General features: G+C 34.2%; 2 protein-coding genes. Both read left to right on the forward strand.

The window, feature by feature from the left end:
- The first annotated feature begins 2 nt into the window (after positions 1–2).
- Positions 3–743 (forward strand): polysaccharide biosynthesis/export family protein, encoded by a 741-nt coding sequence (locus ES044_RS18175; protein ID WP_317132311.1) that lies wholly within the window; start codon positions 3–5, stop codon positions 741–743.
- A gap of 2 nt (positions 744–745) precedes the next feature.
- On the forward strand, positions 746–1,650 hold a 905-nt coding region (locus ES044_RS18180), incomplete at its 3' end, for a Wzz/FepE/Etk N-terminal domain-containing protein (protein WP_262713734.1).

Consider the following 1,650-nt stretch of genomic DNA (forward strand, 5'->3'; position numbering starts at 1 on the left):
TTTTGATGCTGGCATCCTGTGTGTCTAAAAAAGAGATTATATATTTTCAAAATGATGAAATAGACCAATCTAGAGTTTCCAATTCTTATAAGACGATTATCAAGCCAGATGATGTATTGCAGATTACGATTACTGCGTTAGATACGGAAGCGGTAAGGCCCTTTAATCTGTCGGCAGTGACCTATTCAGCAACCTCAAATTCGGCAATGGGCGTTGCACAACAGCAGACCTATTTAGTAGATACCAATGGGGAAATAGATTTTCCTGTGCTAGGCAAACTAAATATTGGTGGCTTATCAAGAGATGAGTTTATTGCGTTTTTAAAAGATAAATTAGCACCTGATTATATTTTAAATCCTAATGTGAATGTCAGAATTTCAAATTACAAAATTACGGTCTTAGGAGATGTACGCTCACCAGGGAATTATCCAATACCCAATGAGAGAATAACGATTTTAGAAGCCATTGGTTTGGCAGGAGATTTAAACATATCTGGCGAACGAAATAATGTTTTAGTGCAAAGAGAAGAAAATGGAGAGAAAATCCAATACCGCGTAGATTTACTTTCTAAAAATATATTTACTTCACCCGTGTATTATTTACAACAAAATGATGTGGTGTATGTAGAACCCAATTACGCTAGGATTCAATCTGCCTCCGCCAATTCAAATACGAGTTTAATTATTTCCATTTCATCAGTTATAGTGGCACTATTAACTTCGATTTCTCTATTAAACAGATAAAAATGCAAGAACAAAAAGAAAATTCAATGGCTAGTCAAATAACAGAAGATGGTGATAGCCTCAATATTAGAGAAGAGCTTGAAAAATATTTAGTCTATTGGAAATGGTTTGTGTTCTGCGCGGTGCTTTCTTTATCCCTAGCATTTATTTATTTAATATATGCTACACCTCAATATAGTGCGGCTGCTTCTATTATGATTAAAGACAATAATAAGTCGGGTATTTCTTCGGAGTTAGCTGCCTTTGAAGATCTAGGGATTATTGGAGGTGGGTCTGCTAATAATCCTGATAATGAAATAGAAATTTTAAAATCGCGGAAGATTATAGGGAATATGGTCGATTCTTTAGATCTGACCATTTCTTATTTTATGGAGGGAACCATAAAGAAAAGTGAAGTTTATAATAGAACCCCGATCGTCTTAAAGTTTATCAAAAAGAATTTTTTAGCAATCGAAAAAGACACTGCTTTTGTAGCTTCTAGGTTGGATGAAAACAGGATTGAATTTAAAACGTTAGAAGGTGATTTGATCTCAACTTCAACTTTGAATACCGTTATTGAGAGTGAATTAGGGCAATTCAAAATACAAGCTATAAAACCTTTTGATAAAAATTCGGAGAATAATGAGGTAATTATTTTACTTAGAGGTCGTAATAGAATGATTGATACCTATAGAGCTAGAATTGGCATTAGTACCGTGGATAAAAACTCTAGTGTATTAAGTCTTAATTTGCAGGATGCAGTTAAAGCAAAGGCAGAAGATGTTTTAAATGAATTGGTAGGTCAATACAATTTAGATGCGATTAAAGATAAAAGTATTGTTTCAGAAAAAACAAAAGATTTTATCGAGGAGCGGCTCACCAATGTGGGGGCTTTTTTGGCGTTGGCGCAGGATAATGTACAAGAATA

It is taken from the genome of Polaribacter sp. IC066 (genome assembly GCF_007997085.1).
Taxonomy (GTDB): domain Bacteria; phylum Bacteroidota; class Bacteroidia; order Flavobacteriales; family Flavobacteriaceae; genus Polaribacter.